This window comes from Pseudomonas sp. FSL R10-2189 (assembly GCF_009600325.1).
Classification (GTDB): domain Bacteria; phylum Pseudomonadota; class Gammaproteobacteria; order Pseudomonadales; family Pseudomonadaceae; genus Aquipseudomonas; species Aquipseudomonas helleri.
In genome coordinates, this window is sequence record NZ_WIVZ01000001.1 from 1 (window position 1) to 26,565 (window position 26,565).

At 56.1% G+C, this 26,565-nt stretch carries 22 protein-coding genes; 17 read left to right on the plus strand and 5 right to left on the minus strand.

The annotated features are described in order from the left end of the window. Positions 1-132: 132 nt before the first annotated feature. Together glyA and GHO32_RS00010 are read right to left on the minus strand one after the other, a co-directional pair. A complete protein-coding gene (gene glyA, locus GHO32_RS00005) occupies positions 133-1,386 on the minus strand; it encodes a serine hydroxymethyltransferase (protein ID WP_048367420.1) in 1,254 nt (417 codons plus the stop codon). Between the two features lie 92 nt (positions 1,387-1,478). After that, a complete protein-coding gene (locus tag GHO32_RS00010; RefSeq protein ID WP_153334930.1) occupies positions 1,479-5,336 on the minus strand; it encodes an EAL domain-containing protein in 3,858 nt (1,285 codons plus the stop codon). A gap of 1,236 nt (positions 5,337-6,572) precedes the next feature. Here GHO32_RS00010 and GHO32_RS00015 point away from each other — a divergent pair. The 17 genes from GHO32_RS00015 to GHO32_RS00095 all read left to right on the plus strand — a co-directional run bounded on the left by GHO32_RS00015 (position 6,573) and on the right by GHO32_RS00095 (position 23,097). Next, positions 6,573-7,802 carry a hypothetical protein gene (locus GHO32_RS00015; protein WP_153442669.1) on the plus strand — a complete coding sequence of 410 codons (1,230 nt, stop codon included), beginning with the start codon at positions 6,573-6,575 and terminating at the stop codon, positions 7,800-7,802. A 306-nt stretch (positions 7,803-8,108) separates the two neighbouring features. Then, positions 8,109-9,110 (plus strand): ATP-grasp domain-containing protein, encoded by a 1,002-nt coding sequence (locus tag GHO32_RS00020; protein ID WP_153442715.1) that lies wholly within the window; start codon positions 8,109-8,111, stop codon positions 9,108-9,110. A 77-nt stretch (positions 9,111-9,187) separates the two neighbouring features. After that, the gene (locus GHO32_RS00025; RefSeq protein WP_153442671.1) at positions 9,188-10,327 is read left to right on the plus strand and encodes a trypsin-like peptidase domain-containing protein; all 1,140 of its coding nucleotides are present in this window, start codon (positions 9,188-9,190) and stop codon (positions 10,325-10,327) included. Between the two features lie 70 nt (positions 10,328-10,397). Continuing rightward, the gene (locus GHO32_RS00030) at positions 10,398-11,534 is read left to right on the plus strand and encodes a phosphoribosyltransferase domain-containing protein (RefSeq protein WP_153442673.1); all 1,137 of its coding nucleotides are present in this window, start codon (positions 10,398-10,400) and stop codon (positions 11,532-11,534) included. Continuing rightward, positions 11,524-12,285 carry a trehalose phosphatase gene (locus GHO32_RS00035; RefSeq protein ID WP_153442676.1) on the plus strand — a complete coding sequence of 254 codons (762 nt, stop codon included), beginning with the start codon at positions 11,524-11,526 and terminating at the stop codon, positions 12,283-12,285. Before GHO32_RS00030 ends, GHO32_RS00035 begins: the two co-directional genes overlap by 11 nt. Then, positions 12,278-13,375: a cysteine protease StiP domain-containing protein gene (locus GHO32_RS00040; protein WP_153442678.1), complete on the plus strand. Its 1,098-nt coding sequence runs from the start codon at positions 12,278-12,280 to the stop codon at positions 13,373-13,375. Before GHO32_RS00035 ends, GHO32_RS00040 begins: the two co-directional genes overlap by 8 nt. After that, a complete protein-coding gene (locus GHO32_RS00045; RefSeq protein WP_153442680.1) occupies positions 13,375-14,322 on the plus strand; it encodes an HpcH/HpaI aldolase/citrate lyase family protein in 948 nt (315 codons plus the stop codon). Before GHO32_RS00040 ends, GHO32_RS00045 begins: the two co-directional genes overlap by 1 nt. Positions 14,323-14,330: 8 nt before the next feature. Beyond that, a complete protein-coding gene (locus GHO32_RS00050) occupies positions 14,331-15,050 on the plus strand; it encodes an HAD-IB family hydrolase (protein ID WP_153442718.1) in 720 nt (239 codons plus the stop codon). A gap of 26 nt (positions 15,051-15,076) precedes the next feature. Next, positions 15,077-15,664, plus strand: a complete 588-nt coding sequence (locus tag GHO32_RS00055; protein ID WP_153442682.1) for a TerD family protein — start codon at positions 15,077-15,079, stop codon at positions 15,662-15,664. Then, positions 15,661-16,845, plus strand: a complete 1,185-nt coding sequence (locus tag GHO32_RS00060) for a TerD family protein (RefSeq protein WP_153442683.1) — start codon at positions 15,661-15,663, stop codon at positions 16,843-16,845. Before GHO32_RS00055 ends, GHO32_RS00060 begins: the two co-directional genes overlap by 4 nt. A 46-nt stretch (positions 16,846-16,891) precedes the next feature. After that, a complete protein-coding gene (locus tag GHO32_RS00065; protein ID WP_153442685.1) occupies positions 16,892-17,341 on the plus strand; it encodes a tellurite resistance TerB family protein in 450 nt (149 codons plus the stop codon). Between the two features lie 11 nt (positions 17,342-17,352). Then, positions 17,353-18,387, plus strand: a complete 1,035-nt coding sequence (locus GHO32_RS00070; RefSeq protein ID WP_372239777.1) for a TerC/Alx family metal homeostasis membrane protein — start codon at positions 17,353-17,355, stop codon at positions 18,385-18,387. Between the two features lie 29 nt (positions 18,388-18,416). Further along, positions 18,417-18,992, plus strand: coding sequence for a TerD family protein (locus GHO32_RS00075; protein WP_153442687.1), 576 nt, complete (start codon positions 18,417-18,419; stop codon positions 18,990-18,992). Positions 18,993-19,062: 70 nt separating this feature from the next. Continuing rightward, positions 19,063-19,641 carry a TerD family protein gene (locus tag GHO32_RS00080; protein ID WP_153442689.1) on the plus strand — a complete coding sequence of 193 codons (579 nt, stop codon included), beginning with the start codon at positions 19,063-19,065 and terminating at the stop codon, positions 19,639-19,641. Positions 19,642-19,795: 154 nt separating this feature from the next. Next, positions 19,796-20,812: a hypothetical protein gene (locus tag GHO32_RS00085; protein ID WP_153442691.1), complete on the plus strand. Its 1,017-nt coding sequence runs from the start codon at positions 19,796-19,798 to the stop codon at positions 20,810-20,812. A 60-nt stretch (positions 20,813-20,872) separates the two neighbouring features. Continuing rightward, the gene (locus tag GHO32_RS00090; RefSeq protein ID WP_153442693.1) at positions 20,873-21,856 is read left to right on the plus strand and encodes a lysozyme inhibitor LprI family protein; all 984 of its coding nucleotides are present in this window, start codon (positions 20,873-20,875) and stop codon (positions 21,854-21,856) included. Between the two features lie 53 nt (positions 21,857-21,909). Continuing rightward, the gene (locus GHO32_RS00095; RefSeq protein ID WP_153442695.1) at positions 21,910-23,097 is read left to right on the plus strand and encodes a DUF4236 domain-containing protein; all 1,188 of its coding nucleotides are present in this window, start codon (positions 21,910-21,912) and stop codon (positions 23,095-23,097) included. Between the two features lie 50 nt (positions 23,098-23,147). Here the strand turns inward: GHO32_RS00095 and GHO32_RS00100 are convergent, their stop codons facing one another. The 3 genes from GHO32_RS00100 to GHO32_RS00110 form a co-directional block, all read right to left on the minus strand. Continuing rightward, positions 23,148-24,431 carry a VWA domain-containing protein gene (locus GHO32_RS00100; protein ID WP_153442697.1) on the minus strand — a complete coding sequence of 428 codons (1,284 nt, stop codon included), beginning with the start codon at positions 24,429-24,431 and terminating at the stop codon, positions 23,148-23,150. A 121-nt stretch (positions 24,432-24,552) separates the two neighbouring features. Then, positions 24,553-25,098, minus strand: coding sequence for a DUF1523 family protein (locus GHO32_RS00105; protein ID WP_153442721.1), 546 nt, complete (start codon positions 25,096-25,098; stop codon positions 24,553-24,555). Positions 25,099-25,201: 103 nt separating this feature from the next. Continuing rightward, complete coding sequence (locus GHO32_RS00110) at positions 25,202-26,350, minus strand: TIGR00266 family protein (protein ID WP_153442699.1); 1,149 nt, start codon at positions 26,348-26,350, stop codon at positions 25,202-25,204. Positions 26,351-26,565: the final 215 nt, after the last annotated feature.

The window sequence follows — 26,565 nt, forward strand, 5'->3', positions numbered from 1 at the left end:
GGGGATGCTGAAGATACTCGCTGTCCTGTTTGCTGCGCGACAGCGCGGCGTCGAAGACGGGGCGGCCCCTCCTACAGGGCGGCCACAAAAAAGCCCGGCTCAAGGCCGGGCTTCTTATTCAGCTAATTACACTCAGTTGCCGTAAACAGGCAGCTTTTTGCAGATAGCTTTTACTTTTTCGCGAACTGCATCAATCACGGCTTCGTTGTTGATGTCGTCCAGGATGTCGCAGATCCAGCCCGCCAGCTCTTTACACTCTTCAACTTTGAAGCCGCGAGTGGTCACAGCCGGGGTACCGAAACGCAGGCCCGAGGTGACGAACGGGGAGCGTGGGTCGTTAGGTACGGAGTTTTTGTTCACGGTGATGAAGGCTTTGCCCAACGCGGCGTCAGCGTCTTTACCGGAGATGTCTTGCTTGATCAGCGACAGCAGGAACAGGTGGTTTTCAGTACCGCCCGACACGATGTCGTAGCCGCGCTCGATAAACACCGAGGCCATGGCCTGGGCGTTTTTCACCACTTGTTGCTGGTACACCTTGAACTCAGGCTGCAGGGCTTCTTTGAAGCACACGGCCTTACCGGCGATAACGTGTTCCAGTGGGCCACCTTGACCGCCCGGGAATACGGCCGAGTTCAGCTTTTTCTCGATCTCAGGGTTGGCTTTGGCCAAGATCAGACCGCCACGTGGGCCGCGCAGGGTTTTGTGCGTAGTGGTGGTTACGACGTCTGCAAATGGAACCGGGTTCGGGTAAACGCCAGCAGCCACCAGACCGGCTACGTGAGCCATGTCAACGAACAGGTACGCGCCCACTTTGTCAGCGATCGCACGGAAACGCGGGAAGTCCAGGATCTGCGAGTAGGCAGAGAAACCGGCCACGATCATTTTTGGCTTGTGCTCAACCGCCAGGCGCTCAACTTCGTCGTAGTCGATCAGGCCGTTGGCGTCGATGCCGTACTGAACAGCGTTGTACAGTTTGCCCGAGGACGAAACGCTGGCGCCGTGGGTCAGGTGACCACCGTGAGCCAGGCTCATGCCCAGGATGGTGTCACCGGCCGACAGCAGGGCCAGGTAAACAGCGCTGTTGGCCTGGGAGCCCGCGTGCGGCTGAACGTTGGCGTAATCGGCACCGAACAGTTCTTTTGCACGGTCGATGGCCAGTTGCTCAACCACGTCGACGTATTCGCAGCCGCCGTAGTAACGCTTGCCTGGATAGCCTTCCGCGTATTTGTTGGTCAAGACCGAGCCTTGAGCTTCCATCACCGCTGGGCTGGTGTAGTTTTCCGAAGCGATCAGCTCGATGTGTTCTTCCTGGCGCTGAGCTTCTTGCTCCATGGCGGCAAAAAGGTCGGCGTCGAACTTGGCAAGTGTCAAATCACGGCTGAACATGGCGGTCCTCAAGGATCGGGGGGCAGAAAAGGAGGGCATTCTAACCCAATGGGTATTAACTGGCATATGAAAGCGATTCACGGCGTGCGTGATCATGTTGCAAGCTTGAAACCATAGGCCTGCAATTGCTTGACCAGCAGGTGCGCGGGCATGGGGCGGCCAAACAGGTAGCCCTGAATTTCGTCGCAACCGTGTTCGCGCAGGAACTCGAGCTGCTCGTGGGTCTCGACGCCTTCAGCGATCACCGCCAGGTTGAGGCTGTGGGCCATCGCAATAATGGCGCGGACAATTTGCGCATCCTGCTCGCCTGACGGCAGGCCGTCGACGAACGTGCGGTCGATCTTGAGCACGTCAATCGGGAACTGTTTGAGGTAGTTAAGCGATGAATAACCCGTGCCGAAGTCGTCAACGGCAATGCTCAGGCCGAGGTTTTTCAGACTGGCGAGAATTTGCAGCGCTTCGCTGACTTCGCGCATCAAGATGCTTTCGGTCAGTTCCAGCTCAAGGCACGCCGGGGAGAGCCCGGTTTCCTTGAGGATGCTGGCGATTCGTGTGCCAAGCTGGCCGTCCGAAAACTGCCGTGCCGAGATGTTGACCGAGACTTTAGGCACGCGCACTTTCTCTTGGTGCCAGCGCTTGAGCTGGCGGCACGATTCGGCCAGCACCCAGTCACCGACATCCACCACCAGCCCCAACTCTTCCAGCACCGGGATAAAGTCCCCCGGTGGTACCAGGCCGCGGCGTGGGTGGTTCCAGCGCAACAGCGCTTCAACCCCGGTCAGGCGTTTGCCGTCGCCACTGAATTGCGGTTGGTAATAGAGGATAAATTCTTGCTGTTCCAGCGCATGGCGCAGGTCGCTTTCCAGCTCCAGGCGTTCCAGGGCGCTGGCGTTCATGTCGGCCTGGTAGAACTGGAAGTTGTTTTTGCCGCGCTCTTTGGCGTGATACATCGCGGTGTCGGCGTTTTTCATCAGTTGGCTGAGTTCGTTGCCGTCCTGAGGGCTCAAGGCGATGCCGATACTGGCGGTGACGAAAAACTCGCGGCTCTCAAGAACGAACGGTTGCACCAGGCTGGCGAGGATTTGCTCAGCCACCCCGACCGCCCGGTTGAGCGCCATGACGCGGGTGGCGCGGGGCTGCAAGAGCAGGGTGAATTCGTCGCCGCCCATGCGCGCAACGGTGTCGTCGTCATCCACGCAGGCCAGCAGGCGCGTTGCCATGTCTTTGAGCATGCGGTCGCCCGCGGCGTGGCCCAGCGAGTCGTTGATCGGCTTGAAGCGGTCAAGGTCGAGGAACATCAACACCACCCACGACTTGTTCCGTTCGGCCTGCTGCAAGGCGGTGTGCAGGCGGTCCTGGAACAACGTGCGGTTCGGCAGGTGAGTGAGGGCGTCGTAGTAGGCCAGACGGTGGATGCGTTGTTCGCTGGCCTTGCGCTCGCTGATGTCGCTGAAGAAGCATACATAGCTGGCCAGGTCGCCTTCGTCGTCGAACACCGCCGTAATCCCGACCCACGCCGGGTAATGTTCGCCATTGCGCCGCTTGAGCCACACTTCACCTTCCCAGGTGTTGTGCTGGTTCAGTTGCTTGATCACGTACTGCAAGTGCGCTTGCTGCTGTTCATCGACAGTCAGTAGGTTCGGCAGTTGGTCGAGTACCTGCTCAACGGAGTAGCCGCTCACCCGGCTAAAGGCTTCGTTGGCTTGCACGATGTAACCCGCCGGGTCGGTGATCAGGATGGCTGAGGTGGAATGCTCAAATACCGTGGCAGCCATGCGCAGGTCTTTTTCGGCGCTGCGCTGCTGACTGATATCACGGGCAACGCCGAGCAGGCCTTCAAATTTATCGTGCTCATCCCACACCAGAATCAGGCGCAGCTCCACCGGTATTTTGCGCCCGTCAGCACGCACACAGTCGAGCAGGAATAGTTGGGTCTGCAATTGGGTGCGCAGGGCCGCCAGTTGGGCCGGTTTGTCGAGCGCGCTCTTGACCCGTTCGATCAGGCTGTACAGGCCTGTCAACTGTTGTGGTTTGGCGATGGTGGCTTGCCAGCCGTGTTTGAGCACCCAGTCGGCGTCATGGCCCAACACGGTTTCGATCGAGGGGCTGACGTAGTTGAGTTGCAGGCTGTTGTTGGTAGAGAAAATAACGTCGCTGATGCTCTCGGCCAGCATCCGGTAGCGATGCTCGCTGTCGCGCAAGGACTCGCTGGCTTCGATTTGGTCGGTAATGTCTTTGGCGACCCCGACAATGCGCGTCACTTGGTCGCCGGTGTCACGGGCCAGGGCTTGCTCGCGAATATCAAAACGGCGCCACACGCCGCTGCGGTGGCGAAAGCGCAGTTGGCAATCGAGCTGCTGGGCATAACCGCCGTCGCGTTGTTGCTGGCGCAGTTCGCTGTAGTGCTCGGCGTCTTCGGGGTGCAGCAACAGCTCCCAGAAGTACGGCCCCATTTGCTGCAACTCAACACTGCTGTAGCCCAGGGTTTGGCCCAAATGGTGGTTGCTGAAGATCATCCGCTGGCTAATCACGTTCTGCACGTACAGGTGGTCAGGCACGGTACGCACCACGTCCGACCAGAAGCTTTCCCGCTCTTGCAGTGACAGCTCGATCAGCTTGCGGCTGGTGATGTCACTGATGCTCAGAATGACCGCGTGGTAGTCCTGTCGGTCTTCGGGCAGGCGCAGCACCAGCCATAAATGCTGGTCATGGCCTTGGGTATCGGTAAGGGTTATTTCCAGTTCAAGCTGGTGCTGTTGTTCAAGCACCGCTTCAACCAACTGATAACCAATGGCTGAGGGGTTGGCCGGGCAGCCGTTGATCAGTTTTATCCAGGCTTCATGGCCCGAGCTGATGCCCAGCAGTTGCAACGCCACCTGGTTCACTTCGGTGACGCGCAGTTGCTCAAATAACAGGCGCCGCCGTTCGGGGTTGTCTTGCAGCCATTGCTTGAGCGCCTCGCGGTCGTGCAGCTTTTCGCGCTCCAGCAGGCCCGGCAAACCGGCCAGGTCAAGCACGCACAAGGCCACGCCGGTGCCTTCGAAAATGTCGTGGTAGCGCCGCCGACCTTCATGCAGTTGCCGTTGGCGCCGGCGCATGTTGAGCAGCGCCAGCAGCGGCAATGACGAGAACATCAGGCCCAGCAGGCATTTGCCGATCAGGCCGGGTAGCAAATGCGCCTTGGCTTCGTTGCGGTCGAACAGGCCGCGCAGTTCCCAGTCGCTGTGGCTCAAGGGCACCAGCAGCACCGTTGAGGCTTCGTCGCCCGGGGTGACAGTGCTGGCGCTGGACGCGGTTGCCATACGGCTGAGCACGGTGTCGGTCTGGCCGTTTTCGATCAGCCATTGCGGGCGGTTCTTCTCGGCGGTTCGGCGCGTCAGCGAGTGCAGCATGCCAGTGCTCAGGCGCAGCAGCCAATACCCGTTGAAGGTGTCATTAGGCGGGCGCAAGCGCAGGTAAATGACGCTGGCATCACGGTTATTGCCGTAGTAATAGACATCGCCCCGGCCTTGCGGCGGGTTACTGCGTACCCACTCTTTCAAAAAAGCCGCGTCGGGGCTGGCGCTGCTGCTGTCGAGCACGATATCGCCAGCAGGGCTGAGCAAGGCCAGGCTTTGCACATTCGGCACCACTGCACGCAGTTGATTCACCACAGCTTGCTGCTGGCTTTGGGTGCGGGGGAGTTCGTAAAGCGGGAGCTGGTTGAGGGCGGTTTCGGCCTTGAGCGCCAGGCTCAAACTGATGTGGTCAGCCAGGTCTGCGCTGTAATGGACGCTGGCCAGGTGCTCTTGTTCGAGGGTCTCCTGGAACTGTTCAATTAATAACCAAATCAGGATCCCCAGCAAAAACAGCACCAGCGCAGCCAAGGCACCCTTTAACGTCCCGCGCACGGGTGGGCCAAGGGTTTGGCCTGGCACATGGGTGAGTGTTGGCGGAGCTACATTAGGCAAGCTGCGATCCTGCGGTTTGGCGACTAAGGTGCAACACGTATTATTAGCTGGACGCGTACGGGACGGCTAGCATGCCTTGGGTCGTGGCAAAGTGCCAGTGCCGCGGCTCGCGCTGGTTTGCCCTGTCCCGCGCATTCAGGTAGCTTTGCCGGTTACGCGAGGGCATTTTAGCTCCTACACTCAGGCTTTTTCTGCGAGCAGGCATTGATCCGTTCAATTTCTGTCTTTGTGCTATGGCCTGATCAGGGCATCGCTCGCGCCTTATTCATCAGTCACTGACGCTAGGTTATCCATGGCTCAATGCTACTATCTACCCTATTAGATCTCAGTCATGTTTTGCGATCTGAAGCCCAACCCTTACGGCTACTAGGTTTTCAGCCTGTCCAGCATTTTTTTTTGCTCTCGATCCTGCATCAGGGCATAGCTTTTAGTTAGCTTTTGACGATTTTGAGGCAATTTCGGCTCCGAAACCTAACTTTTTAAGCGTACCTCTGATTGCTCTTTTTCAGGTATCAAGATGCAGATATCACCGCAAATGTGCCGAAGCCGATGACCTCATCCCACGTTGATAGCAGATGCTGATTAGCCTGACTCGGCGTACGCGTCTGGCCGTTACACCTTGCATATCTGATTGTGCATGCAGTGCTAACGAGCCTGCCTCAGCGCACCGATGGTGAATTTGTGCAGACTATCCACTGCCATAGAGCCACCGGAAGCCTTGCTCCGAATCACGGCGACCTGCATGGGCTCTATTTGACCCACTCCATGCTCCTTAGTAAGCACGATGAGCGACTCAGGGACGCTGCACTGGGTGACGAATTGCGGCTTGTGCCGGAGGATTAGGTCACTACCAGCCCCGGCTGCCACATTTATTATTCAAGCCGCCGGCAAGTGCCCACCGGGCTCAAGCTACTGATCGAATTGATCGCGAAATGCAATCTCTGGGTCAGTAAAGGCGGCTGATGAACGCGAAAAATTGTACGAACAATATTGGCCCATTTTACAGACTTGCTGACATAGTTACCGCGTCAACGGGTGTAGGGCCCAACTCTGCGAGGTGTGTTCGGCAGGCGCCTACAGTTGATTTGCAGAGTCATATCACCGGCGCAGCTTATCTCCGTTCTAACTTATCGCACCGCTTATCGTCTTTGCCGCGTTGGGCTGCCCACGCAGCACCGCGATGTCACGAGTAGGCGCAGCGTTAAACAACCGTCTAATCAAGGCCAGAGGAATCCGATGACCTTTCTGTCCAAACTCTATACCTACAAGCAATCAGCCCAACGCGGTGCTTTCGAGGACTTTCTTACCGAGCTATTGGCAGAATGGCTCAGGCTGGCAGATCGAAGCGGTTACAGCGAACGAGCCTTAGTGATGCTTTTCAAGCTGCCGGCAGGCCAGTTACCAACTGGCCCAATCACATGGTCGACGCAGCATGTAATCCCGCAGGGCTATGGCAGATCATCGCGCCGCAAACCAGATCTTGCAGGTTCAGCTCCTGGCTTTCTTTTCCTGGTCGAAAACAAGGTGAGTGCAAGCTTCACGTCGCATTTCGACGAATCTGCCGGTGAAGAGACGCCACAGCTTGATCTTTATCAAAGCTACCTCGATCAGAGGATCGATCGCGGTATCAAAGAGAAAGGAGGGCTTTGCCTGCTCACCTTTGCTACGCCACCTCCGTTGGGATGGAACGGAGCAATCTGCTGGTGGACCGAGCTACATCATTCGATCAGAGCGGATCTGTCCCAAGGGGGCATTGATCCAAACTCAGCCTTCGGATATTTAACCAAGCAGCTGATTGTGTTTTTAGAGGATCACGACATGGGAAGTATCGATCTGCGGGAAAGCGACATGGTTGCGCTGCCAGCTTTGAGGCGGCTTGAGACAGCATTCGGGCAGATGGGCGCACTGGCTGTACGAGAAGCATCATATGCCCTGCATGCCTCCAATTCTGCAGGACTCATCCCGTGTGGAGGCACGATCGCTGATCGTGGCGATTTTCGGTCCCCATGGTTCTTCGGTGAGGTTCTCACGAAGAACGGCGAACCGTTCAACAGCTCAGCCTTTGTGGCTTGGGCTGGTGTTATGACGGCCGACGTGGACTGGATTAGCCCAGTGAATCCGAACATCCCCGAAGTCAGCGTGGGGCTGGCTCTTTGGTGCGAGCTGCCTACTTTCGATGGCCCGGACGCCCGTTCATTGGAGGCCTTTCAGGCTAGCGTGGCTAGCATTTGTCCTGGAGATTGGAACTGGCAACGTCTTGGTCGAACCGAGAATGGACCTGTAATGGTGTTTTCATCTCGAATTCTATTCACCGACGCATGGCATGATGCACACGCGGCCAGTTGGGATGATTGGGCTGCGAAGTTCTTCAGAGCCCAGCTATCTGCATTACTTGCTGTGCTGGATGCACCCTATGAGGGTAAGGCCTTCGGCGAGGTGCTCGATGGCTGGATTCACCATCCATAGCCAGGCAACACGACTGCCTGAAATTCGAAGCCCTCTTTTGACGTGCGTCATGCACATAGCTGTGTAAATCTAGCCATCAAGATTTGGCTGCACCTCTGATCTCAAAGGCCATCCTGAGATTTCCGTATATGTCATACATAGCAACACTTTACCGGTGTTGCTGTCCGTTTGGCTTACTGCAAACGCCCCTGTCTCGGCCTCATAATGAACGCTCCTTGAACCTCAAAGTGGCGCCGTTACTATGCGGATACGGGAATGGGCAAAGTGTCCGTTGTACGTCAGCACACTCAATTTCAAGGAACGTTCATGATCTGGTTTTTAGAAGGGCAGGCCTCCCAACGCGAGATTATATTGGGAGCCATCGAAGCTCTCCCTGCCTCAGTCCAGGTATTGGCATCCCATCGTCGGGACCGACCTGAGATCACGAGGGTAGCTCACCTGAGCTTCGTCGAGCCGCAGGACCGCGGGGAGCGAATTGACTGGGTCATCCGTACGGCGCTCGAGCATTCGATCAAGGTCGTTGTCGCTGGGCGTGTGGGTGGTGCCTATGAGGCGCACAGAGCGAAGTTCGAGGCAGCAGGCATCACGCTTGTGACTGGTGGCGTAAACACACGCACCTTCGATCTCGTGGATGATAAGGCCCTGTTCACTGCTGAAGCAGAGCGAGTGGGCCTCCCTTGCATTCCTGCTATCACGGTGAAGACCGCAGAAGAACTACGTGCGGCGTATGACACTTTCCGTCCAAGCGGGGAGGTCTGCATCAAGCCAGTGGTGGGTATTTACGGACAGGGGTTTTGGCGCTTTAAAGAAGGTGTTGACCCGTTTCGCTGTTTTGAAAATCCCGATGCCCGTCAGGTCGATTTCGAGACCTATCACCGTATCTTCGGCGCAGCACCCGCGCGCGAGCCAATGTTGATCATGCCTTATCTGCCTGGTAGCGAGTGTTCGGTTGACATGGTATGTGAGGCCGGCAAGGTCGTGGCTTTTGTCGGTCGACGCAAGGCGGATGTCCACCAAACCTTTGAACGGCGATCCCCAGCGACTGATTTAGCGATCGCAGCCGCCGAACATTTTGGCTGCGACGGTATCGTGAACGTCCAGACCCGGGACGACGCGAGTGGCAACCCGCACTTGCTGGAAATCAATCCTCGCTATTCAGGTGGCATCGGATACACACGCGAAACGGGGGTCAATCTCGCCGGCATTTTTGCGACTCGGCGCCTTGGCTTTCCGGAACCGGCGACAAATTGGATCAGCGGCGTGCGTGTGAAGGCGATTACGGTTGCTGTGCCTGTGCCTTTTAGCTGATATTAAAATGACTTCAATTTCGGTACATTATGTACTCATACTCTACATAGAGATTCAGGGACCTCAGGGAGCGAGACATGCTGACGCCAGGCGCGAACATTGCACTTAGTGCGCCTTCAATCTCATGGACATTGGAATCCTCACTGACCACAGCTTTCGGCTCGACGGCAGCTGTGGCCCTGATCCCCGTGGATGACAAGCGCAATTCGAAGGGTGAGGCAGCGCTTTTTCATGTAGAGCAGTCCAAGTGGATGTTCTGGAGCGGCGACCCATCCTGTGTCGGCAGTACTATCCATCTGGACCGTCTGCCAGGGGGTAGCGATAGGGTCCTCATGGTCGTTTATCGCTATTCAAACTTGGGCCCTATTGGTCAGCTCAAATCGCTTAAGTTCACCATCGAGCAGCACGCGACCTATGATCTTGATGTCAGCAAGTTCGGTGACTCAGCACTGATTCTCGGCGAGTTCTACACGCGACAAGGCCAATGGAAGTTTCGCGCCCTGGCTGAGGGCTCGGCTTATGGACTGTCCGCTTTTGGTCGTCGAATCGGTTTGGACATCGATGAAGCAAATCCTGACCAGCCATCGGCCGGTAACGGCAGTTCGCGCCCGAATGGTTCGCCAACTGGGGCGACGGGGACGGGGTTTGCGGTGTCCGAAACAGCCATCATCACGTGTGCCCACGTAATAGAGGGTATGTCCGACATTGAGATCAACTCGTTCAATGGCCGCTATCGTGCCGAGCCGGTGATGGTCGACACAAGAAATGACATGGCCCTGCTTCGGGTGAAGAGCGCTCAGCTTGTGCCAGTCCGCTTCGCTCCGACTGCCGGGTGTTCACTCGGCGACCCTGTAACTGCGGTTGGTTTCCCGATGTCGGGTTTTGCTGGTGGCGGAGCTCACGTCACGCAAGGCGGCGTGTCGGCACTATTTGGTCTGCGCAATGACGCAAGCCTGATGCAGTTCACAGCGGCAATTCAGCCAGGCTCATCGGGCAGCCCTCTGTTTGATGTGCACGGGAGCGTCGTAGGAATGGTCACCTCGACCGTACCTGATGCTCAGAATATGAACTTCGCTGTTAAGTCGAACCTACTGGTTGCCTTCTTGGACGCCTGTCACATCTCGATCTTCCGTAATGACGCACATACCACGCTTACCGCAGCCGACATAGCGCGAGGCGTACAGCCTTCGCTTTGGAAAATCGAAGCTCGCAGCTAAGCCAAATCGACTCATTGAAGATTTAAGGGTGGCCGTTAGGTTCTCATCTAACGTCCACAGGAACCTAGACATGGAACATATCGCAGTTAGTCAAGAGTCGACCAAGCTCAGTGCATCTTTGATGCGGGGGGTGCTTGAGGTCGACGTCCACCTGTCTTCTGTATCGCCAGAATCTCTTTTTGGATTTGCCGAGCGCCGCAATCCAAAACGTGCCTTCTTGTTCGTTTCACGGGTGCTAGGCAAGCATATCCCTGTCAAACCGTCAGTGATGGAATTCACCTACGGGAGCCTGGCAGCAAAAATTCCCGCTGATCTGCCAGGGCCGGTGTTGGTTATCGGTATGGCTGAGACTGCTGTAGGGCTGGGTGCCGGTGTTCACCGCTCGTACGCCAAGACTCGGCCGGACACGATGTACATCGTGAGCACTCGCCATCCAGTTGGTGATCAGATATTTGTGCGTTTCGAGGAAGAGCACTCACATGCGAGTGCTCACTTGATTCATGAACCTCAAGACCCCGAGCTCAACACCTTGCTGCGCAGCGCCCGCTCTCTGGTTCTGGTTGATGATGAAGCTTCCACCGGCAAGACCTTCGTCAATCTGCACCGCGCTTTGGCCGATGCCGGCCTGCACAACCTAGAGCGCGTGGTGACGTGTGTATTGACCGACTGGTCCGCTGGCGCGGTCTGTTCGAACTTCGGCGGCGCTGCTGATCAGATTTCGCTGCTCAGTGGCGCATATCAGTTCACAGAGAACCCCGAGGCATCCCTCCCTGAGATGCCAGAAACTGGCATCGTGGCTGTGGGCGACTGGCCTATTGATCCTGCCAATGACTGGGGTCGTCTCGGTGTTCGAGAGGTCGAAGACACCCTCGGCCGCGATATCCAAGTCAAACCGGGTGAGAAGGTGATCGTGCTGGGCACCGGAGAGTTCGTTTGGAAACCTTTCCTGTTGGCAGAACGGCTGGAGCGCGCTGGCGCTAATGTTCACTTCAGCTCGACCACTCGCTCGCCAATTGCGTTGGGCCACTCCATCGAGCATGCCCTCAGTTTCTCCGACAACTACGGCCTGGGCATCGTGAATTTCCTTTACAACGTTGCGCCCGGTCAGTTCGATCGCGTGTTCATCTGCAGCGAAACCGCTGCGCAGGCTGTTCCTCAATCTCTGATCGAGGCATTGAACGCAGAGGTGATCGTCGATGGCCTTTAATCGACCACTTGTGCTGATCGACCTTGATGACACCCTCTTCCAGACTGCCCGCAAAATGCCCGAGGAGGACCAATTCCGCTATCCAGCATCCTACGACGTGAACGGCGGTGTGAGCGGCTACCAAACGCAGGTCCAGAAGGATTTTCTGGAGTGGCTGCTACAGGTAGCAGATGTGGTGCCTGTCACTGCGCGCAGCGCTGAGGCATTCGGGCGTGTACGTCTGAACTTCACCGCTGGAGCTGTCTGTTCCCATGGCGGTCTGATCTTGAACCCCGATGGCGCTGTGAACGAGCAGTGGCACGAGATCATGAGTGACAAGTTGGCCAGCTATCACGAACGCCTTCCGTTGCTATGTGAAGCCGCGTTGGACCTCGGGTCGCAAAACGGTATCTCGCTGCGCGGCTGGGTCGTTGAGGAAGCAAACCAGCGCCACTACGTTGTCGTGAAGCACAACACCGGAGTGGATGAGCATCTGACCTTCGTGCTGGAGCAATTGCGTACTGCAGGCCTGTTGGACGGGCTACATACCCACACCAACGGTAACAACCTGGCTTTGCTTCCAACCGGCCTTTCCAAGCGCGCGGCTGTTGAACATTTCCTTTCGATTGATCACGACCTGAATGCGGTGCGGCCTGTGTTGGGTTTCGGCGACAGCATCACTGATTTGGGTTTCATGAATCTTTGCCATTTCTGGTCGACGCCGGCTAAAAGCCAACTCGCGGCATTGGTGGAGGGTTCGATCAATGCTTAATCCTTCGCTGGCAAGCCTTACAGTTGGAAGTGGCAGCTACTTGCCCGAAGACGTCCATTTTCTCTTGCGACCAGTGCAGATCGGCCTTACTGATGTTCTCGAAAAGGAACGTCTGATTCAGACCAATCAAAAACACTACTCCGAGATGATCAGTCAGGAGAGCGCCCCTTCCAGTACACACATGGGCTTGTTCGAGAAAGCCATGAGCCAGAACGCGATGCGCATGGCTGAGGATGTTCAGGCGTTGGCGTTGGCGCTGGCGCTCGAAGAGCGCTACCGCGGCCCGACCATCGCGTTGGTTTCATTCGTGCGCGCTGGACTGCCACTTGGGGTTCTCCTGCGCCGTGCCCTGCTGGGGCTTGGACGCGATGCGCACCACTACGGAATCAGCATTGTCCGTGATCGCGGCATCGACATGGTCGCCCTCGAAAGCATCATCGCAGAGCACGGAGCCGAGAATATCGTCTTCGTTGACGGCTGGACCGGTAAAGGTGCCATCTCCGGCGAGATTAAGCGCTGCCTCGCCGGCGACACACGTTTCCCCGAGGAGCCTCGCCTTGTCGTGTTGGCGGATCCATGCGGCCGTGCGTGGCTAGCTGCCTCCGCCGATGACTGGATCATTCCTTCTGGCATCCTCGGTGCAACCGTATCTGGGTTGGTCTCGCGTTCGATCTGGCCAGCTGAAGGTGGCCTTCATGGCTGCGTGGTTTACGACCATCTGCATGAGCACGACGTTACTCGACAGTTCATCGACCGCATTGAAGCAGCGCGTATGTCCGTTGAAGTTAGTCCTGCAGCACCCTGGACTCCAGATGAAGCACTGGCTCTTCAGCGGAGCGCTTTGGGGGTAGTCGATGGTCTGGCCGCACGGTTCGGCGTCTCGAATCTCAACCGCGTAAAGCCTGGTATCGCTGAAGCGACTCGGGCGGTGCTGCGCCGCGTGCCTGATCAGGTGCTCGTTCGGGACCGTACAGATGCGGACGTTCAACTGTTGATGCATCTGACTGACCGAGCTGGCATTGAGGTGCAAGAGGCTGGTGAAGAGCTTGGCCCGTACCGCGCTGTAACCATCATCAGGAGTGTGAACTGATGAGCAGAACCTCTCCGTATGCTCTCGGCGCAACGCTGTACATGCCTGCGACACGCTCTGACATTCTCGACGTCATCCGAGGTGTAAAGCTGCCCGGGCTTCGCTCTGTGGTGGTATGTCTCGAAGATGCGGTTGCAGTGTCTGATGTTGATGCAGCACTTCAGCAGTTGCGCGGTGTGCTGAAGGCTATTCAATTTGAGCATCTTCGTAACGGTGATGGTCCGCTCGTTTTTATTCGGCCCCGCGATTCGGAAATGGCAGCGATGCTGAATGACTGGCCAGAAATTTGTGCCGTCGACGGTTTTGTAGTTCCGAAACTCACTTTTTCGTCGCAGGGGCAGTGGGTAAAGGCAGTGACGAATCCGGCACTTTTGCTTATGCCTACCTTGGAAACTTCCGAGGTATACAACCCGGCGGCGATGGTTGATCTGGGCGCAGCACTGCGCTCCGATTTTGGCGATCGCATCCTGGCGCTTCGTATCGGTGGCAATGATTTGATGGGATGCCTTGGGCTTCGCCGAAATCCCACAGCAACGCTGTACAACACGCCTATGGGATACGTCATACCGATGCTGGCTGGCGTGCTGGGTGCTCAAGGTTTCGCACTCACCGCACCGGTGTTTGAGCAGCTTGCGACCCCTGAGTTGTTCTCAGAGGAGCTTGCCTTGGATATCTCACACGGATTGGTAGGCAAGACCGCGATTCATCCATCGCAGATCTCTCAAATTCATGATGCATTCCGTGTGTCGATTGAGGATCTGAATTGCGCAAAGCTGATCGTCAACGACTCAGCACCCGCTGTGTTCAAGCACGACGACGCGATGGTTGAGCCAGCCACGCATTACAACTGGGCGATAAAGGTGATTGAGCGAGCGAAATGGCATGGCGTGAAACCGGCGGAAATTTCCATGTCAGAGCCAATCCGTCTCGCAGAGGTAGGTCGGTGACTCAGGAAATGCTTGAAGCAGGCCCGGTGGCAGCTCCCATCCTCTCTGTATTCGATTTCGACGGCACGCTAACCCGGCGGGATAGTTTCGTTCCGTTCCTGAGATATGCGTTTGGCGTGCGCATCTTTTCCGTTCGCGTCATGCGCATGCTTCCCGCCGCTCTTCGTTACCTCGGCAAGGGGATGAGCCGCGATGAGCTTAAAGCCGTTCTTATCGCCTCGTTTCTCAAAGGCGTACCGGTCGATTGGGTTGAGCAACGAGCAGTTGAATTTCGAAGGGCCTACTGGAGCCGGCTCATGCGCCCAGCCGGTTTACAATCGGTCGCCGCAGAGTTGTCCAGTGGCGCAGAAGTAACGATCTGCTCTGCATCACCACGACTGGTACTGGCCCCTTTTGCAAATGAGCTGGGGATCAAGCTGATAGCCACAGAGCTTGAAGTCGCCGATGGAGTGCTCACGGGCAGGATCAGCGGCAGTAATTGTCGCTGCGAAGCCAAGGTGCTTCGTCTCGAATCCGTATATGGGCCTTTGGAAAAATTCAGGCTGCGTGCCTGGGGAGATACGCGTGGAGATCATGAGTTGCTGGCCGCAGCGCAAGAGCCACATTGGCGTTACTTTCACCCGCGCTGGCAGCGCGGTCGCATAAAGATAGAAAAAATCGAGGCTCGCGTTCGTCAGAACGAAGCCCGCAAGAATTCAGTAACTGGCACCGCTGCCGACAAGCAGTAGACCAACGATCAACAAGGAGCGTAACGATGGCACTTACCCTTTCTAAGAATCAGTCGATCAGTCTTGAGAAAACCGCAGGCGCTGGTCTGACAAAGATTTCCCTGGGCCTGGGTTGGGACCCAGTCAAATCTGGCCTGCTCGGCAAGTTGTTCGGTAAAGGCGGCGATATCGATCTGGACGCATCCTGCATCCTTTTCGACGCCAATCTGAAACCGGTGGATTTGGTCTGGTTCCGCCAGCTCCAATCCAAAGACGGTTCGATCAGCCATTCCGGTGACAACCGCACTGGTGAAGGTGAAGGCGATGATGAAACCATCTTCGTTGACCTTTCCAAGCTGCCGTCGGCGGTAACCCACCTGGTGTTCACTGTGAACAGCTTTACCGGCGAAAACTTCGAGCGCATCGAGAACGCCTATTGCCGTATCGTTGATTTCGGCAAAAACAACGAACTCGCACGTTTTAACCTGTCCGAACAGGGTGCACACACTGGCGTCGTCATGGCGAGCCTGACCCGTAGTGCTGGGGGCTGGGAGTTCAAGGCCATCGGTAAAACCACTCGCGGCCGCACAGCTGATGATCTGGTCAGCCTGGCTGTTCAGGCGGTGCGCGCATGACGAGCCTGGTCCCGGGCGGTAATGCGCCGGTCGCCACCGGCTCGATCAGTATCGAGATCGCCTATACACCAATCCCCGGCGCGGATATTGACGTTTCGGCCTTTGCACTGACTGAGTCTGGCAAGGTTCGCGGTGACAACGATATGTGCTTCTACGGCCAGCCAAATGTGCTGGGCGGAGCGGTACAGATGACGGACGCCTCAAGTGGTCGCGCCGTCTTCAACGTCGACTTGAGCCGCCTTGAATCGGCAGTAGATAAAGTTGCTTTGACAGCAACCATCCACGAGAACAAGGCCAGCTTCGATCGCGTATCGAGCTTGAAGGTCACCGTCAGTGGTGGCGTTGACGCTCAAATCCCGACTGCGGGGATGAAAGAGACAGCTTTGATTTTGGGCGAGTTCTATCGCCGCCAAGGTCAATGGAAGTTCCGCTGTGTTGCGCAGGGCTTTGCTGGCGGACTGGCTCCATTGGCCACTCACTTCGGAGTGGACATCTCAGATGCCCCCCCTCCTTCGGTAGCCCCAACGCCAACGCCAACGCCAACACCGACGCCGGCTGCGCCCGCACCAGCGCCCGCGAAATCAACGATTAGCCTGAGCAAGGTCACCCTCGACAAGTCTCGCACCTCGATCAGCCTGGAGAAGACTGCGGCTGGCTTTGGTGAAATACGGGTCAACCTGAACTGGAACCGCGGTAAGAGCGGCTTCTTCACCAAGTCGAAGGAAATCGACTTGGATCTGGGGTGCTTGTACGAGCTGCAGGATGGTGAAAAGAGCGTCGTTCAGGCTCTCGGAAACAGCTTCGGCGATCTCGATTACGAGCCGTTCATCAAGCTGATGGGCGATGACCGTACAGGTGCTGTAGCTGGCGGTGAGTGGTTGCACATCAATGGTAAGAAGTGGAGCGAGATCAAACGCATTCTAATCTTTGCCTTCATCTACGATGGCGCGCCTGACTGGAAGGCTACCGACGGTGTGGTCACCATCTTCGTTCCTGGTCAGCCAGAGATCGAGGTTCGTCTGAACGAGGAGGGCGGCCGTCTGGGCTGCTGCGCTATCGCTCTCCTTGAAAACGACAACGGTGCCGTTAAGGTCACTCGTAGGGTCGATTTCCATAGCAATCAAGAGCCAATGGACAAAGCCTACGGTTGGGGCATGCGCTGGCGCGCTGGCTCTAAATAATCTGATTCACGCGGGGCATCTGGCCCCGCCTTGAGAGGTACAGAACATGCTGGGATGGCTGAAGACTAACGCTGAGAAAGCCCGTGCGGCGCTCACCACGGAAGTGACCAAGTTCAAAAACCGCAACTTCATGGAGGCCACTGCGGCCGCTTGCGCCATGATCGCCGCCGCTGACGGCGAGGTGTCGTCTGCCGAAAAAATGAAGATGTCCGGTTTCATCAACAACTCGCCTGAGTTGAAGGTGTTCAACCTGTCCGACGTGATCGCGGCCTTCAATGATTCGGTCGGGAAGTTCGAATTCGACTTCCAGATCGGTCAGGCTGAAGCGCTGAAAACGATCAACAAGATCAAAGGCAACGATGGGGCTGCCCGTCTGCTGGTCCGTGTGGCATGCGCTATCGGCGCGTCCGACGGAAACTTTGATGATAAAGAGAAAGCGGCTTGCCGCCAGATCTGTCTCGAGCTGGGTCTGAACCCAGCTGATTTCGAACTCTAAGGTACCGCATCGTGGAAGTTACCCATATTGGATTCCCCCCGCTGACCATGGCCGTTTTTGTCGGCCTTGCCATCGGCGCAATGCTGCTCGATATGCTCACGCACCGAGGCGACAAACCTGTGTCGCTGGCTAAGGCCTCGGCGTGGTCTATCTTCTGGATTGCAATATCGCTCGGCTTCGCCGGCTTTCTATACGTTCAGCACGGGCCACAAGTTGCCAGCCTGTTCGTAACGGGCTATGCGCTTGAAAAGGTACTCAGCGTCGACAATCTCTTCGTATTCATGGCGATCTTCGCCTGGTTCAAAGTGCCTGATGGCCTGCGTCACCGCGTACTCTACTGGGGCATCATCGGTGCGATCGTGTTCCGCGGAATCTTCGTCGCCATCGGTACCGGGCTGCTTGCCTTCGGTCCATGGGTTGAGGTCGTCTTCGCTGTGATCGTCGCTTGGACGGCAATCATGATGCTGAAGGGCGGCGGTGATGACGAAGAAGAGGAAGACTATTCGACTCACATGGCTTACCGCTTCGCCAAGAAGCTGTTTCCCGTGTGGCCGAAGCTCTACAAGAACCAGTTCTTCGTGAGCCGCAAGGTGCTGGAAGGTGAGCTGCGCAAGCCAGAAAACCAAGGTATGACCCTGGCAGCGAAGGGTGCGATTTTCGCCACTCCTTTGTTCCTCTGTCTTGTCGTGGCTGAGATCTCTGACGTACTGTTCGCCTTTGACTCTGTGCCAGCAGTCATCGCGGTCAGCCGTGAGCCTCTGATTGTCTACTCTGCGATGCTGTTTGCAATTCTCGGGTTGCGCACCATGTACTTTGTTCTGGAGGCGCTGAAGCGTTATCTGGTTCACCTCGAGAAAGCCGTAATCGCTTTGCTGTTCTTCATCGCGGTGAAGCTAGGCCTGAATGCTACTGATCACATGTTCCACCATGGCTACAGCATCGATGCAAACACCAGCTTGATCATCGTCATGGTCGTTTTGGTCATCGGTATTGTCGCGAGTCTGATCTTCCCTGAAAAGGAAGAGCCGACTGCAGAATCCAACTGAAAATCACTGACGAAACAAGGAGTTAAGTAATGGCATTGTCGCTTTCGAAAGGCGGGAATCTCTCGCTTACCAAGACAGATCCATCGCTGTCCAAGCTCATCGTTGGCCTGGGCTGGGACCCACGCGTCACTGATGGTACTGAGTTCGACCTGGACGCCAGTGCGTTCCTGCTGAGCAGCACCGGCAAGGTCCGCGGTGAATCGGATTTCATTTTCTACAACCAGCTGAAAAGCCTGGACGGTTCGATCGAACACACCGGCGACAACCGTACTGGTGCTGGCGATGGCGACGACGAAGTTCTCAAGGTCGACCTGAGCCGTGTGCCTGCCGACATCGATAAGGTTGCATTCACCGTGACCATTCACGACGCTGAACTTCGTAAGCAGAACTTCGGCCAAGTTGGCGGCGCGTTCATTCGCATCGTTAACGAAGTCACCGGCGCTGAAGTCGTTCGCTACGATCTCGCAGAAGATGCTTCGACTGAAACCGCGATGATCTTCGCCGAGCTTTATCGCAATGGTGGTGAGTGGAAATTCCGCGCCATCGGTCAAGGCTACGCCGGCGGTTTGAAGGCAGTTGCAGTAGGCTACGGCCTGTCCTTCTGAGACCTATTTAGGTATAGCGCAAACCAGTGCTATGCCTGAATAACCTATTGATATTTAAGGATAATTACTCATGGCGGTGTCGCTCTCTAAAGGCGGGAACGTGAGCCTTTCAAAAGAGGCTCCAGGTCTGACCGAGATCGTTGTTGGACTGGGTTGGGATGCGCGCAAGACCGACGGCGTTGAATTCGACCTCGACGCTTCGGTATTTGTAACTGGTGAGAACGACAAGGTTCTCAACGACGCGAGCTTCATTTTCTACAACAATAAAACTTCTGCTGATGGTTCGATCGAGCACCTCGGCGACAACCGTTCCGGCGCTGGCGAAGGTGACGACGAGCAGGTCAACGTCAAGCTGACCGGCCTGGCTGCGGATGTCAAAAAGCTGGTGTTCGCGGTGACCATTCACGACGCTGAACTGCGCAAGCAGAGCTTCGGTCAAGTTAGCAACGCTTACATCCGCGTTGTGAACAAAGCTGACGGCAAAGAAATCGCGCGCTTCGACCTGAGCGAAGATGCTTCCGTCGAAACTGCGATGATCTTCGGCGAGCTGTACCGCCACGGTGCAGAATTCAAGTTCAAGGCCATCGGCCAAGGCTATGCTGGCGGCTTGAAGCCACTGGCTGAAGCTCACGGCGTAAGCATCGGCTGATACTAGCCATTGCAAAAAGCCCCTGCAGTGCAGGGGCTTTTTTATGCATCCTTCAAAAAATTCAAAGGCGGCGGCGGCTGACGAGCGTATGCCGTTCAGCGTTTCGGTGTCAGCACAGCAGTGTTGACGAGCGTATAGATTACGGAAGAATCTGATGTTACGAAGAGTTTTGATCAGCGCTGTAGCGGCAGCGATGCTAGCGGGCTGCGGGCAAAAAGCGAATGATGTTCGACTGAGCATCGCCCAAAACGAGTTGCGATCGCAGTGTGCGGGAAACGATACCTATAACTGCCGCGATATGACAGTTGACTTTAATATCAAAGCCTTGGAGTTAACTGACTTCAAAGATTCCGACGCGGAAACAACGATCACGAAGCTCTATGGTGATAAAGGCTGGGATCTCTACCAAAAAGTGGCAGACGAGTTTGTCGAGGAATACACCACCAAGTTTGATGAGATGCGGCCGAATATTTTCGCAAGGTGGTTCCTCGGTGATAATCACCCGCCTTCGCCAAAGGGGCACGTTCTCCAGATGCTTCCCTCAGACATTGCTTCTGCGTACCCGGTAATTCTCAAACGATTCCGGGATCGTGCTCAGGTTGCCGGATTGAAGCTGGATCAAGATGCTCAGAAAGCTCTCGCAGGGACCTCTACAAAAGGCAGTGCAGCGAGCGCGCCACAGGCTGCTGCCGCTAACAATGAAGCTCGAGGCGAATCAGTCACTGCCCCTCAAGAGAATGCATCAGCCGAGACCGAAGCTCTTAATGCAGCTGTCACCGAGTACATCGGCACGTTAGACAAGGATGGTGGGGAGGAGTATCTGGAAGGCCGCCACACTCTTCGCATTGACTTCAACGCTGATAAGCATCTCGACGCAGCTGTGGTGTACACCATCGAAGGTTCGGGTGGTGCTCAGAATGGGTATCAGACTCTCGTAGGCTTCGTGTATGAGAATGGGAAATGGCGCGTTATGCCAGGATCCGCTGTGATCAATGGAAGCGTACAGAGCATGACTAATGGTGGCTGGAAAACAGTACTGGTTGACGCCCTAACGTCGGGGCCAGATGATCCTGACTGCTGCCCATCTGTGCAGAACCAGCAGAAGTATGTTTGGGACGGCACCAGGTTCGTCGACGTGACCGGGCTAAAAATCTCCGGCGCGCAGCAGTAGTTCAGTATGTCTTCGCGCCCCTGTGGGGCGCTTCCAAGGATGTCGGGGAGTAAGGGATAAATGCGTCTGTATTTTGGTTCACTTTGTATGGCGCTAGCTTGGGCGCTTGCATTCACGCCCCCTGCGGGGGCGACAAGCTTCGATTGTAAAAAGGCAGTCACCTTTTCAGAGCTCCAAATTTGCGGCAGCCAGTCTCTGCAGCTTCAGGACGAGAAGCTCAATACTGCCTACGTTCAGGCACTTGGAAATTCCGCCGATAAGACAAGGTTGAGATCCGAACAAAGGGCTTGGATCAAGCAGCGCGATTTGTGTGAGTCGCTCGAGTGTGTATCCCAGTCGCTTGAAGGGCGCATTAAGGTTCTGACTGACTCCAGCGGGCCGCAACCACCAACATCAATACCAATGGCAAGTTCTATTCAGAGTCAGCCCTCAACCAAAAACGCGCACCAGATTAGTCCGATTTTGGGAGGATCTACTGAGACGAAGCGCGCACTCCAGCCAAGCGTGAATCCCGAATCACCTCGGGGCGCAGGGAGTAGCACGGAAACGATTGACACCCGCACGCTAAAGATCGGGGCAGTCGGCATGGCTTTCCTGCTTCTGATCTGCATCTGGCTGCATAGCCGCGGGTCGATGGTGATCTACAGCTGTTACACAGACGCGCTCTGGACCACACTGACACCGTTCGTATCAGTGGGATCGTACTTCCTGGCTAGCTGGCTTGAGTTCTCACAAAGCACCTCATTCATCACCGCTGCAGTGGTTGCCGGCCTGATGTCTTTGCAAATCATCATTCAGACGTTCCGAAGCAATGGGTTCTCGCTTTTTTTCCTGCTGGCCCTCTACGCGAAGATCATCCTGTTTTCGATCTACTTCCTGTCCATCGGGGCATTGATCCTTGGCGGGGGAAGGACAGCGTCCGATCGTCGTCGACGCCGCAACTGGGCCCTGGCAGGTAGCGTGTTGTTCGCCGTGCTCACTGGATGGATGTGCCGAAATCGTCAGTTCTCGCATATCGATGATTACATCGCCGGCAGAACGTAAAACACTCCAGCGCCAAGCTTAGGCTTGGCCATCTATGCGAAGGAGAAGCAGTCATGGGGTTTAGGTTTTCGAAACGAGTCACTATTGTCCCCGGGGTTCGTTTGAACATATCGGCGAAAGGTGTGAGCACCTCGATCGGACCGCGCGGGCTCAGCATGACAATGGGCCGGAACGGCACCTTTCTCAATGCAGGGCTACCAGGCACTGGCTTGTCGTACCGACATCGCCTCGATGGCGGAAGACAAGGATGTTCCACACCTGCGTTCGATTCTGATGACTACAGCGGCTCGATCAAAATCAAGGTTGAAGATGACGGCACTCTTCTCATCACGGACGAGGACGGCAATGATCTTCCCCCAGCGCTTGTTCGCCGGGCGAAAACCGAACAGGCTGAAGCGATCCAACAGCTGCTTGAGAAAGCCGCTGAGAAGGTCAATCAGGAGCTTGAAGCCTGTCTCGGGGTGTACATGGCGACTCCCGGGCCTGGGGCCTCACCAAAGCTACCCCCGGCTTTCGCTGAAGAGCAACCAGTCATGGCTGCTGCACCTTCAAGCGGGATGATGGAGCGACTGTTCAGGGGGAAAGAAATTGAGGCAGAGCGTCTCAGACTTGAGTTGCAGTACCAGCAAGATCTCGCGGACTGGACTGCAGCTCGGGACGCGCAAGAAACGCTGATCAATGAAACCCGGAAGGCATTCAGGTTGGCAGCTCAGGGCTTCAGCGCACAAATGGAAAAGGCCCTTGATTACGTGCTCAGCGATATCGCCTGGCCCAAAGAAACGATCGTCGATTACGAGTTCACCCACGATGTCACCGGTGTTGCTCTCGACGTCGACCTTCCTGATGAGGACGATATTCCTCGCCGAACAGCGGAAGCGAAAGGGAATGGCAAGCTGAGCTTCAAGAACCGAACTGACGCCCAAGTGCGCCGCGATTTCGTTGGGCTCTGCTACGGGTCGTTGTTCAGGGTGGTGGGCGAGGTATTTGCTCTGCTGCCGGCGATCGACAAGTGTTTGGTATCCGGTTATCTGCAGCGGCCTAACCCAGCAAACGGCAAGGTAGATGAGCCCTACATCCTTTCGGTTTTGGTCACGAGAGCAGAATGGGAGACGTTGGACTTTGCAAGGCTTGAGGACATCGATCCTGCTGCAACTCTGAACAGCTTCGGTGCCGTTGTTAGCCTCGACAGGTCTTCCCGCTTCCGCGAGATCGAACCGCACGGTATTGCAGCGCTGGGATAGTGTGATTGGATTCCCGCGGACATGGTGCCGCGGGAGTATGGGGGGAGTGATTAGTCGATGATCGACTTGGCCTTGGCTTCCTTGAGCCAGCCTGGGAACTCCTCCATCAAGGCGTCGTAAAGCTGCTCCTCAGTCATATCGTGCAGGTCATCGACCGCGAAGAAGTTACAATTGTCGACTAAACGGCCGGGCATGTCGTCAAGCTTCTCCAAGATCCCATAGGATGAGCCACCTAGCCCAACGAATTGCCAGAAGAAAGGCTGGCTGGCGGCTTCGGTCATCAGCTTCGTGATGGCACGGTTCTCATGTACTCCACCATCGCTCAGGAACATGATGTAGACCGGCATCTTGTCGCCCTGACGACCGTAGTAGTCCATCACCATCCGCATGGCTTTAGGTTCATCGTTGATACGAGAGCCGACATCCCATTTTTTCCAGCCGCCGTGATCCTTGTTGACGTAGTCGCTGTAGTTCGAGAGCGTCGCTGGTGAAAGCTGTACAGGCTTGGCCCCGAAGCCGAATACATCAAGCTCTCCGTCGAGGTCGAAAGCAACTGCCAGCGGAATAAGCCGATTCAGAACTTCCTGTACACGGCCGCGGCTGTATTGACCGTTCATGGAGCCTGATACGTCAAGGACAACCGCGACCTTAGCCTTGAGTTGCGTCAGATTTTTCTTTTCGAGCGTGATCTGAGCCTTTTTCGCCAGGCTGATGAGCGCTGGCGCTGCGGCCGCAACCTTCTTCTCAAGTGAGAATGTGGCTACAACGGGCGCGGGTGCTGGTGGCGGAGTCGGAATCGGTGGAGGAGGGCTCGCCGCAGCTTCTTCAGCGACTTCACCGCCAAAATGACGCACCAGCGCATCGAGGCCTTGGTTGAAGCCCTGCAGGTTGGACTGTAAGCGCCAAGCACCGTCTTTGCGGTAAATATCGGCAACCATGATGCCCTTCTCAGCGCTGAAGGTATCACCGGAGAAATCACAGATCGCCGCAGGCACTTCACCTGGGGCGCTCAAGTCAAAGCTGCTTGCACCTATGTCTTTCATTGCGCCAGTGCCGTCAATCGATGCGGTAAATACCAACCGATCGATCGTGGCAGGAAGCGCAGCCAGGTTGATCGAGAATGCCCCCTTACTTTTCAGCACGACCGAGTCCTGGGGAGCGTTCGGCTGGTTGAAGAAAACCATATAGCGGTCATCGGATAGCTTCTGATTGGCGTCAAGGCCAAAGCAAACGAAATCGATGACATGTGAAGTCGCGATTTGTACATCGAGGGTGAAGCGATCGGATATTCCGATGCTGGCCAGAGGTAAACGCTGACCTTGGGAGATCTTCATATGCTTCCTTGATGGGGTCGAGAATTTGGCAATAATCCTGCTGCCGGAGGGCTTTCCCGGCAGCGCTAGGGTCAGGATAACGCCCTCGTAGAGGTTTTCGACACCCGAAGAAAACCCGGAGCTACTTAGGCACCATCCCCCGCGGCCGGCGCACAAGCAATCGTTTCACGAACAGGCCAGTCACGACCAGCACGAGCGCCAGTGCTACAAAGAATATTGTGTTGAATAATGGGAAAGGCTCAGTACGGCCGGTGGTCGCTTTGATATCGGTGACGTTGGGGAACATCGAAAAGATCTGGAATCGCCATCCGTAGTAGCGTATTACCGCAAGCTGCTGCGCGTCCCGCGAATACCCCTGAGCTTTGGCTTGGATATCTGCTGAGTCAAACTTGAAATACCAAGGGAAGCTCCACCCCGTGTCTTCATTGCGGTAGACCGCTACGTCCTTGGTGTCCGGGTTTTCCGTGTTGATGAAGTACACGTCCCGCGTCGGGCCATCGGCCGGGTTTTCGGCATTGATGACGCCGTCGGCATCCATGCGTTTGACCTCCACACCGGTGACAAGCACTACCTCATGTCGCGGGAGGAAGTAGTAGAAGGCCAATGCCGCCGCGCAAACCAAAACCAAAGACAGGATACCAACCGACCGTTTTGCCCAGCGAACCATCGCGAAATCACCGTTGATCAAAACGGTCACTATGTACCAGAGATGCACCCGAGCCGAAGGCTTGGATTGTTGCAAGCTGCTACAGCCCGGGCGTAGCTTTCCGCTAGTTGCGACCACCGATGATGTCGCCCAGTCCGCCGAGGATAGATCCTTCGCCCTTGCGCTCACCGCCGCCCTGAGGGGCAGAGGCAAGCATCCGACCTGCAAGACGAGAAAAGGGAAGGCTCTGCAACCACACTGTTCCTGGTCCAGTCACAGTGGCCAAGAACACGCCTTCACCCCCGAACAGCATACTTTTGAGGCCGCCGGCACGGCGGATATCGAAGTCCACGCTCGAAGTCATGGCAGCGAGACATCCAGTGTCAACATCAAGCCGCTCGCCCGGCTTGAGTTCGATCTTGCGAATCGAACCACCCATATGCACGAAGGCAAGTCCTGAACCCTCAAGTTTCTGGAGGACGAAGCCTTCGCCCCCGAACAGCCCAGTCAGAATCTTTCTCTGAAAATGGATACCGATGCTCACCCCTTTAGAGCCAGCTAGGAAGCTGTCTTTTTGGCAAATCAGCTTCCCGCCGTAGTCAGCCAGGCTCAAGGGAAGGATGGTGCCCGGGAAAGGGGCTGCAAACGCGACCACGCCTTTTCCGGGCTCTTGCTGAGTAAACACCGTGGTAAATAGACTCTCGCCCGTTAGGAGGCGTTTGCCCGCTCCTAACAGCTTGCCCATGATTCCAGAATCGTTACCGCTGCCGTCACCGAATATGGTGGCCATCTCAACGGAGCCAGTCTTGTACATCATGGCTCCAGCTTCGGCGACGGCGCTTTCACCCTGGTCCAGTTCGACTTCCAGATACTGGGTTTCGTGACCATAGATCCGGTAGTCGATCCCATCCGTGCGCTGGCCAGATCCAAAGCCCGCCGAGGAATGCCCAATAGAGGATTGCGTAGGGTCTTGGTTCGCTGGCGCTGGCGCTGGCGAGTGTGAGGGTGGGCTGCTTGATGGAATTCCCGCACCAGATTGAGCAGGCAATGCCGTAGGTTTAGGAAACATCATGCTTGCCGGAGGAGCCGGCATTGGGGTGACTTTGTCCTTTTTCATCGGGCGAATCACCGAATTTTGAAAGACCAGCTGCCAATCGCTCATTCCAGGTTGCCAACACCATGCGCCCGGATTCTCCCGGGCTGCGAGCATTGCTTGTTCGTCGCTAAGAGGACCCAATACTTTATCGCCAAGGGCGATGGTCCAATTGCTCATAAAGTGGTATCCCCAACAGATGTCAGCGCGCGAGAGGCCTGCGCTGTTAGGCCTATCGAGTCAGTTTAACGGATCGATGCCGGTGCATGCTGTGGGTAAATCAGAATTCACATTAGGCGCGAAATTGGTCGTTTTATTGCTGGCCGGCCCTGTCCCCACTGGCAGAACTGCCGGGTCCATACACAACAAAGCCACTCTGGGGGAGTGGCTTCATA

Bases quoted from the DNA above. Each gene is read 5' to 3' on its own strand.
- GHO32_RS00075 (WP_153442687.1), top strand. From the start codon at position 18,417: ATGGCATTGTCGCTTTCGAAAGGCGGGAATCTCTCGCTTACCAAGACA.
- GHO32_RS00110 (WP_153442699.1), bottom strand. From the start codon at position 26,350: ATGAGCAATTGGACCATCGCCCTTGGCGATAAAGTATTGGGTCCTCTT.
- GHO32_RS00080 (WP_153442689.1), top strand. From the start codon at position 19,063: ATGGCGGTGTCGCTCTCTAAAGGCGGGAACGTGAGCCTTTCAAAAGAG.
- GHO32_RS00025 (WP_153442671.1), top strand. From the start codon at position 9,188: ATGCTGACGCCAGGCGCGAACATTGCACTTAGTGCGCCTTCAATCTCA.
- GHO32_RS00105 (WP_153442721.1), bottom strand. From the start codon at position 25,098: ATGGTTCGCTGGGCAAAACGGTCGGTTGGTATCCTGTCTTTGGTTTTG.
- GHO32_RS00015 (WP_153442669.1), top strand. From the start codon at position 6,573: ATGACCTTTCTGTCCAAACTCTATACCTACAAGCAATCAGCCCAACGC.
- GHO32_RS00065 (WP_153442685.1), top strand. From the start codon at position 16,892: ATGCTGGGATGGCTGAAGACTAACGCTGAGAAAGCCCGTGCGGCGCTC.
- GHO32_RS00020 (WP_153442715.1), top strand. From the start codon at position 8,109: ATGATCTGGTTTTTAGAAGGGCAGGCCTCCCAACGCGAGATTATATTG.
- GHO32_RS00100 (WP_153442697.1), bottom strand. From the start codon at position 24,431: ATGAAGATCTCCCAAGGTCAGCGTTTACCTCTGGCCAGCATCGGAATA.
- GHO32_RS00060 (WP_153442683.1), top strand. From the start codon at position 15,661: ATGACGAGCCTGGTCCCGGGCGGTAATGCGCCGGTCGCCACCGGCTCG.
- GHO32_RS00095 (WP_153442695.1), top strand. From the start codon at position 21,910: ATGGGGTTTAGGTTTTCGAAACGAGTCACTATTGTCCCCGGGGTTCGT.
- GHO32_RS00055 (WP_153442682.1), top strand. From the start codon at position 15,077: ATGGCACTTACCCTTTCTAAGAATCAGTCGATCAGTCTTGAGAAAACC.
- GHO32_RS00090 (WP_153442693.1), top strand. From the start codon at position 20,873: ATGCGTCTGTATTTTGGTTCACTTTGTATGGCGCTAGCTTGGGCGCTT.
- GHO32_RS00050 (WP_153442718.1), top strand. From the start codon at position 14,331: ATGCTTGAAGCAGGCCCGGTGGCAGCTCCCATCCTCTCTGTATTCGAT.
- glyA (WP_048367420.1), bottom strand. From the start codon at position 1,386: ATGTTCAGCCGTGATTTGACACTTGCCAAGTTCGACGCCGACCTTTTT.
- GHO32_RS00040 (WP_153442678.1), top strand. From the start codon at position 12,278: ATGCTTAATCCTTCGCTGGCAAGCCTTACAGTTGGAAGTGGCAGCTAC.
- GHO32_RS00035 (WP_153442676.1), top strand. From the start codon at position 11,524: ATGGCCTTTAATCGACCACTTGTGCTGATCGACCTTGATGACACCCTC.
- GHO32_RS00045 (WP_153442680.1), top strand. From the start codon at position 13,375: ATGAGCAGAACCTCTCCGTATGCTCTCGGCGCAACGCTGTACATGCCT.
- GHO32_RS00085 (WP_153442691.1), top strand. From the start codon at position 19,796: ATGTTACGAAGAGTTTTGATCAGCGCTGTAGCGGCAGCGATGCTAGCG.
- GHO32_RS00030 (WP_153442673.1), top strand. From the start codon at position 10,398: ATGGAACATATCGCAGTTAGTCAAGAGTCGACCAAGCTCAGTGCATCT.